Raw genomic sequence first — 6,773 nt, forward strand, 5'->3', positions numbered from 1 at the left:
CTCAGGCCTGGTCGTCCGGTTCGCCGGGGCCGCTCTCGGGCAGGTCCTGTGCGCCGGCCTCGATCACGGTCAGCGAGCGCAGGGTTTCTCCCTGATGCCAGCCGTATTCGGGGTCCTTGAGGCCCAGCGTCTGGGCGATGGCCTGCGCCGCGCCGCGCTCGGGCTCGCCGTCCAGACAGAACAGCAGAAATTTGCGTCCGCCCGGAGCGATGCGGATAAACAGGTCGGCGCCGATTTCCAGCTGCTGGGTGCGCCCTAACTTCTCGGCGCGTCCCTGGGCATACTTCAGGGCCTCACGGATGCGGACGGTGACGGTGGGGTGGCTCATGGGCGGGGGGGCTCCGGAACGGCGCGCAGGCCGCCGAGCAGCATGTCGGCGAAGCTGTCGGCCACGTTTCTGGGGGTCAGCGGGCCGCCGGGGCGGTACCAGGTGTAGGCCCAGTTCACGGCCGACAGCACCAGGTAGGCGGTCATGCGGGGGTCCAGATCCCGGCGGAAGGTGCCGTCCTCGACGCCCTGGGTGATCAGCTCGCGGTAAAAGGCGTCAATGCTGTCGCGCCAGCCGGTCACGCGGGCATAGGCCTCGGGCGAGAGGTGCTTCCATTCGTGAAAGAACACGGTGGCGCTGTCCATGTTGTCGGCAACCACCCGGATGTGGCGGTGCATCGCCTCGCGCAGCTTATCGTCGGCGCGCATGTCGGCGGCGCGCAGGGTGAACAGCGCCTCGTCGAACTGCTGCGAGGCCACGTTCACGATCTCGATCAGCAGCTCTTCCTTGCCGCTGATGTGCGCGTACAGACTGCCCCCCTGCATACCCAGTTCCCCGGCCAGGTCACGCATGCTCGTGGCGTGGTAGCCGCGCTCGGAGAACAGGCGGCTGGCCGAATCGAGGATCTGGGCGCGGCGGGGTTTGCTGGATTCAGTCATGGCGGGAGGACTCGGAAAAGGCGCATTTGGGGTGCGCTTTGGACCGCAGGGTAGCACGCAACCTAACGGGCGTTTGGCATCTGTGGACGCCCGCACGGCGCGGCACGGGGCCGGGTGGTACAACACTGGGGATGACCTCCCAGCCTCCTGCTCCTGAAAAACAGCCTGTCTTCGACGCTCCGGTGGGGGTGCGGCCGGCCGTCCGGGCCGTGCCCGCGTATCCCTTCGACCCGGTGCAGGTGCCCACCAAGCTCGATCAGAACGAGAACCCCTATGACTTTCCGGAGGACCTCAAGCAGCAGGCCGCCGCGCGCATGCTGGAGCGTCCCTGGAACCGCTATCCCGACCTGCACGCCGATGAACTGCGGGACCGCATCGCCGCCTACGAGGGCTGGGAACCGGGCGGCGTGGTGGTCACGCCGGGCAGCAACGTGCTGATCAAGCTGCTCACCGAACTCGCCGGCATCGACCAGACCGTGCTGACGGTGGACCCGACCTTCAGCGTGTACACCCTGGAAGCCCGCATGCTGGGAGCGCGGCTGGTGCAGGTGCCGCTGCGCGACGACTTCTCGTTGCCGGTGGACGCCCTGAAGGTGCAGCTGGAGCGCCAGCGCCCCGGCGTGCTGTACATCACCCAGCCGCATGCTCCGACCGGCCACGTGGATGACGAGGCGGCCGTGCGCGAGCTGATGGACGCCGCCGGAGACTGGGTGGTGGTGCTGGACGAGGCGTACTACCAGTACAGCGGCACCGATGGCCGTGACCTGATCCGCGAGTACCCCAACGCCCTGAGCCTGCGGACCTTCTCCAAGGCCTGGGGTCTGGCCGGCCTGCGCGCGGGCTACGCTCTGTCGGGCAGCGAACTCGCGACCAACCTGCAGAAACTGGTGCCGGCCTTCAACCTGAACATCCTGACCCAGGCGGCGCTGGAGGTGGCCCTGGAAAACCCGGGCTACGTGCAGCAGCGGGTGCAGGAGGGCGTTGCCGAGCGCGAACGGATTCTGGCGGCCCTGGCCGATCACCCCACCTGTCAGGCGCTGCCCAGCCGCGCGAACTTCTTCCTGCTGCGCACCCCCGACGCCGAGGTCGCCTACCGCCATCTGGTCGAACACGGGATCGTGACCCGCCGTCAGGACCGGTTGCGGGGGTTGGAGGGCTGCCTGCGCGTGGGCGTGGGCACCCCGGCCGAGAACGACGCCCTGATCGGGGCCATTCAGGCTTTGAAGTAAACGGTGGACCGCTTTGCCGCGCCGCCCGGGTACCCGCTGCGTTCGCAGTCGGTCCGGGACTGCACCGGGTGTGGAGCGTGCTGCGCGGCCCCCGACATTCACGCCCTGCGCAAGCCGCTGGGGGTGCCGTGCCCGAATCTGGATGAAGGATGCCGCTGCCAGATTTATGTTGCCCGCCCCCCGGTCTGCCGCGATTACCAGCCCGACTGGGTGTGCGGCGAGGTGGCTCCTTTGCCCACCCTGCAGGCGCGTACCGCCCGCTTTCTGGAGATCTACGGGCTGACCGGGGAGGCGGGCCGGGACCGGGGGTAAGGGCAGGGCCCTTACAGCACGGCCCATCCCACCGCAGCGCAGGCCAGCACCACGGCCCATGCGGGCAGCCGCCCCGCCGTGAGGGCGGCGTAGGCGAGCACAGCCACAGCCAGGTCGCGCGGTCCGCGGACGCCGCCGGTAAAGACCGGGGTGTACAGCGCCGCGAGCAGCAGGCCCACGACCCCGGCATTCAGCCCGGCCAGGGCGCTGCGGGCACCGGGCCGGGCCGCCAGGACCGCCCAAAACGGCAGGGTGCCGGCCATCAGCAGGGCGCCGGGCAGGAATACACCCAGCGTGGCGATCACCGCGCCCCACAGCGGCGGCATCTGAGTCTGCGCCGCACCCAGAAAGGTGGCGAAGGTGAACAGCGGGCCCGGGACCGCGTTGGCCGCTCCGTAGCCCGCCACAAAGTGTTCGTGCGACACGAGGGCTGGCACGAACCCTGCTTCCAGCAGCGGCAGCACCACATGTCCGCCGCCAAACACCAGGGCTCCGGCGCGGAAGGTGGCGTTCAGCAGCGCCCATACCTCGCTCAGGGGGGCCAGCAGCGGCAACAGCACCAATCCGGCCCCGCAGACCAGGAGCAACGTGGCTCCCACCCGGCGGGAGACCGGCACGGCGGGCAGACCACGCTCTGTGCTCTGCGGGGCCGGCAACAAATGCCAGCCGGCCAGCGCGCAGACGAGCAGCGCCCCCACCTGCGCTCCGGCTCCCGGCAGCACCAGCAGCGCCGCCGCCACGCCCAGGGCCAGGACTGCCCGCCGCCGGTCTGTGACCAGCTGGCCCCACAGCCCCGCGACAGCCTGGGCCACCACCGCCACCGCCGCGACCTTCAGGCCCGCGAGCCAGCCTGCGCCCTCCACCTCTCCCCAGCGTGCCATGCCCAGCGCGAGGGCGAACATCACGGCGGCGCTGGGCAGGGTGAAGCCCACCCACGCCGCGAGCAGCCCCGGCCAGCCGGCTCGAAGCAGGCCCGAGGCCATGCCCACCTGCGAACTCGCCGGGCCGGGCAGGAACTGTGCCACGGCGACCAGCTCGGCATACCCGGCTTCCGTGAACCATCCCCGGCGCACCACCAGCTCCGCGCGGTAATACCCCAGGTGCGCCACCGGACCGCCAAAACTGGTCAGGCCCAGACGCAGAAACACGAGAAAGACTTCCAGGGCAGGCACCAGGGCGGACATGGACCACAGGGTACGGCGCGGGTGGGGGCCCTGCGGTCAAGGAGGGCGGGGCGGGACCGGCAAAAGCCCCGGCGGGGGCCGGGGCCGGGTACACCGCGCTGCGGAGGTGCCCTCAAGCTACAGAGGCGCGGGTTCCAGAGGCGAGGCGCTCAGTCGTCCGCTGCCTGCCCGGCCTTCTTCGGCACCGCCGGATTCTCCACGAACTCGGTGGGATCATACAGATCGAAACCGATCTCCTTCTCATAGTCCTGAATCTTGAGGTGCAGGCGCTTGACGTCGCCCTCGACCATGCCGTAATCAAAGGTGTCGAAGATGGCGGTGGTCTTGAGGTTGTGGCCCTCGAAGTCGGGTACCTCGCGGGTCTTGCGGATGCCCTCTTCCAGAGCCTTGCGGCTCTCGATGCCCAGGTTGCGGAAGGCCACCTGCATCACGTCACGGTTGAAGTCGCGCGGCCCGTAGATGCCGGCGCGGTACACCGTCTCGGCGAACTGCTGCCAGTCGGGAACCAGGGTGGAGGCGGGCATCGAGAACTGGCCGATCACGTTCTTGATGGCCTCCAGCGTGCGCTCGGGGTAGTAGTACAGGTACATCCGCACGCCTTCGAGGAAGAAGTTGTAGTGCGCCGCCTCATCCACCGCGATGGTCTGTGCGACCTTGGCAAGCACCGGATCCGAGAAACCCGCCAGATGGGGCTTGTCGCTCTTGCCCTGGGCGATTTTCATCATGTTCAGGTAGTTGAGTTGTGTGGCCCGCTCCTGAAACACGGTGTACACCAGATTGTGAATGGCGTCGGGAAAGGGCAGTTCCCAGGTCTGGGACTTGAGGCGCTCCTTGTACTCGGCGATCCACTGCGGGCTGCGTTTGCCGCTGAACAGCACCGCGTTTTCCCAGGCGTCGGCGTGCTTTTCCTCCTCGCTGCCCCACCGCAGCTGAAAGTGGCTGCGGCCGTGGCTGCGCCGAACCAGATTCAGCAGGCTGCTCGTAAAGTCCGGCGCGTACTGCTCGACGGCGAAAAAGCCCTGGATCACGGTAACGATCTCGGGGGGCAGGTCGTGGTTCATGTTGCGCCAGTCGAAGCTGCGGTCCGCATTCCAGTTGCGCGTTTCCTGGCTGCGCGCGGTGTACCAGCGGTACAGGCCCAGAAAGCCGCGCTCGATCAGGCGGTCTTTTTCACGCGTGCTCAGCAGGCCCGCCGGGGTCTGGGGACGTTCATTGAGCATGTTGGGGGGCAGAATGTCGGCCATGTGGGTTCCTCCTGATCACGCCCGGCATGCGGGGTGAGCGAAATGCTGCGGGACCGCGCTCCGCTTTGCCTGAACCCTCAGGCGCTGCGGCAGCTCCTGTCGACCTCGGAAATCCCGGTCCGTCGGAACAGGCTGGGGACGGTATCCACCCAGCCTACCCCTCTCCGCTCGGCCCCGGGCTGAAGTGGGACGGAGTTCAAGGAAAAGAAGGGCTTTACCCCCGCGGAAGTGTTCACCCGCCCACACAGGCCACCCGACCTGCAGTGAAGTCCGGGGCGGCCCGCTACACTTCGGGGCATGAGCCTCGTCGGACAGCCCGCCCCGGACTTCACCCTGCCCTCCAGCGCCGGAGAGCCCGTGACGCTCAGCAGCTACCGGGGCAACCAGACGGTGGTGCTCGTCTTCTACCCGCTGGATTTCAGCCCGGTGTGCAGCATGCAACTGCCCGAATACTCCGGGCGGCAGGATGACTTTACCGAGGCGGGGGCGGTGGTGCTGGGCATCAACCGCGACAGCGTGCACGCGCACCGTGCCTGGGCCGCTGAGTACGGCATTGAAGTGCCGCTGCTCTCGGACATGAATCTGAACGTGGCCCGGCAGTACGGGGTCAGCATCGACGACCGCGGCGTCAGCGGACGCGCCATTTTTCTGATCGACCGGAGCGGTGTGGTGCGCTACGAGCATCTGGAGGCCGAGACCGGCCAGTACACCGTGCGTCCCGAGACTGTGCTCGCGAAGATCAGGGAGTTGTAACGCCCTGCGTGGGCAGAACACAGAACAGCGGCCCTGCCCACCTTCGCTACAGCGCGAGCGGATCGACGAGCAGGGCGTTTTCGGCCTCGAAAGCCTCGGCGTAGCGCACGCGGGCCAGCGTGCCCCAGTAGCTCTGGCGGGCGCGGCGGCGCTCGATGATTTCCGGCGTGACCGTCTCTGAGATGGCTTGGCCGGAAAACTGGCTGTCGTGTGCCCGGACCGCAGCTTCCCAGACGTCCTGAACCCCTTCCACATCGACAAGCAGATCCGGGTGAATGTCGGCGTTGCCCTGATACAGCAGCACGCGCATGATCCGGTGGGGCTCGCCGCCCAAGTCGGCCTTGCGGAGCTGCGCCAGATGAATGGCCCGCTTGGCAAGGTGGTACGTGCCGAAATGGTCGGGGTGACGGTCGCGGTGGTGCGGCACGACCAGCACGCGCGGACGCACCAGCCGCAGCGCCGCGCCCAGCGCATGTGCGCCCTCGGGCGTGTCGCTGAGTTCGCCGTCCGGCAGGCCCAGATTGCCGCGCCAGCTCAGGCCCATGATGGCGGCCGCCCGCGCACATTCGTGGACCCGCACGTCGGGCGTGCCCTGCGTGCCGCGCTCGCCACGCGAGAGTTCCAGAATACCCACCGCCCGGCCGGCCTGTGCCAGCCGGATCAGCGTGCCGCCCGCCCCGATCTCGGCGTCGTCCGGGTGGGGAGCCAGACACAGCCAGTCCAGCGGTTCGGGGCGGCCATACACGGTGTGACACTCTGTGGCAACAGGGGGGGTCATGCCGGTCAGCATAAAAGCCGCGCGGCGCCCACTGCCCCGTTTACTGAACCTTGACAGTCCTGGGCAGCGTCCATATACTCGCTAAGCCTTTCAGACATGCTGGGAGGCCAGTGTAGCTCAGTGGTAGAGCAGCTGATTCGTAATCAGCAGGTCGTCGGTTCAAGTCCGACCCCTGGCTCCAGAGAAAGTCCCGCGTAGTGCGGGATTTTTTATTTTTGCGTTCTTGCCCGAATCTGTGTTCTGGGCCGGGCTGTCATTGCTCCGCTGACGGCCTGACACAAAGTATGAGAAAGCGTCCCCGGTAGGGGACACTTTCTGTTTGTGACAACCGAAAATGCCACCGGAG

8 protein-coding genes and 1 tRNA gene are annotated in these 6,773 nt (G+C 67.8%); 4 read left to right on the forward strand and 5 right to left on the reverse strand.

Annotation, left to right across the window (positions count from 1 at the left end; all coding sequences use genetic code 11):
* Position 1 precedes the first annotated feature (1 nt).
* Positions 2-328 (reverse strand): hypothetical protein, encoded by a 327-nt coding sequence (locus tag IEY21_RS14550; protein ID WP_188905073.1) that lies wholly within the window; start codon positions 326-328, stop codon positions 2-4.
* Complete coding sequence (locus IEY21_RS14555; protein ID WP_188905074.1) at positions 325-927, reverse strand: TetR/AcrR family transcriptional regulator; 603 nt, start codon at positions 925-927, stop codon at positions 325-327. Before IEY21_RS14555 ends, IEY21_RS14550 begins: the two co-directional genes overlap by 4 nt.
* Positions 928-1,058: 131 nt before the next feature.
* On the opposite strand from IEY21_RS14555, the gene IEY21_RS14560 reads away from it, so the two are divergent.
* Positions 1,059-2,156 (forward strand): pyridoxal phosphate-dependent aminotransferase, encoded by a 1,098-nt coding sequence (locus IEY21_RS14560; RefSeq protein ID WP_188905075.1) that lies wholly within the window; start codon positions 1,059-1,061, stop codon positions 2,154-2,156.
* 3 nt (positions 2,157-2,159) lie between these two features.
* Complete coding sequence (locus IEY21_RS14565; RefSeq protein ID WP_188905076.1) at positions 2,160-2,468, forward strand: YkgJ family cysteine cluster protein; 309 nt, start codon at positions 2,160-2,162, stop codon at positions 2,466-2,468.
* An 11-nt stretch (positions 2,469-2,479) separates the two neighbouring features.
* Here the strand turns inward: IEY21_RS14565 and chrA are convergent, their stop codons facing one another.
* The gene (gene chrA, locus IEY21_RS14570) at positions 2,480-3,652 is read right to left on the reverse strand and encodes a chromate efflux transporter (RefSeq protein WP_188905077.1); all 1,173 of its coding nucleotides are present in this window, start codon (positions 3,650-3,652) and stop codon (positions 2,480-2,482) included.
* Between the two features lie 149 nt (positions 3,653-3,801).
* Positions 3,802-4,896: an acyl-ACP desaturase gene (locus IEY21_RS14575; protein WP_188905078.1), complete on the reverse strand. Its 1,095-nt coding sequence runs from the start codon at positions 4,894-4,896 to the stop codon at positions 3,802-3,804.
* A 297-nt stretch (positions 4,897-5,193) separates the two neighbouring features.
* Between IEY21_RS14575 and IEY21_RS14580 the strand changes: the two genes are divergently transcribed.
* The gene (locus IEY21_RS14580) at positions 5,194-5,649 is read left to right on the forward strand and encodes a peroxiredoxin (RefSeq protein WP_188905079.1); all 456 of its coding nucleotides are present in this window, start codon (positions 5,194-5,196) and stop codon (positions 5,647-5,649) included.
* 46 nt (positions 5,650-5,695) lie between these two features.
* On the opposite strand, the gene bshB1 is transcribed toward IEY21_RS14580, so the two are convergent.
* Positions 5,696-6,427: a bacillithiol biosynthesis deacetylase BshB1 gene (gene bshB1, locus IEY21_RS14585; protein WP_188905080.1), complete on the reverse strand. Its 732-nt coding sequence runs from the start codon at positions 6,425-6,427 to the stop codon at positions 5,696-5,698.
* 106 nt (positions 6,428-6,533) lie between these two features.
* On the opposite strand from bshB1, the gene IEY21_RS14590 reads away from it, so the two are divergent.
* Positions 6,534-6,608 (forward strand) — tRNA-Thr (locus IEY21_RS14590).
* Positions 6,609-6,773: the final 165 nt, after the last annotated feature.

This window comes from Deinococcus aerophilus, from assembly GCF_014647075.1.
GTDB lineage: Bacteria > Deinococcota > Deinococci > Deinococcales > Deinococcaceae > Deinococcus > Deinococcus aerophilus.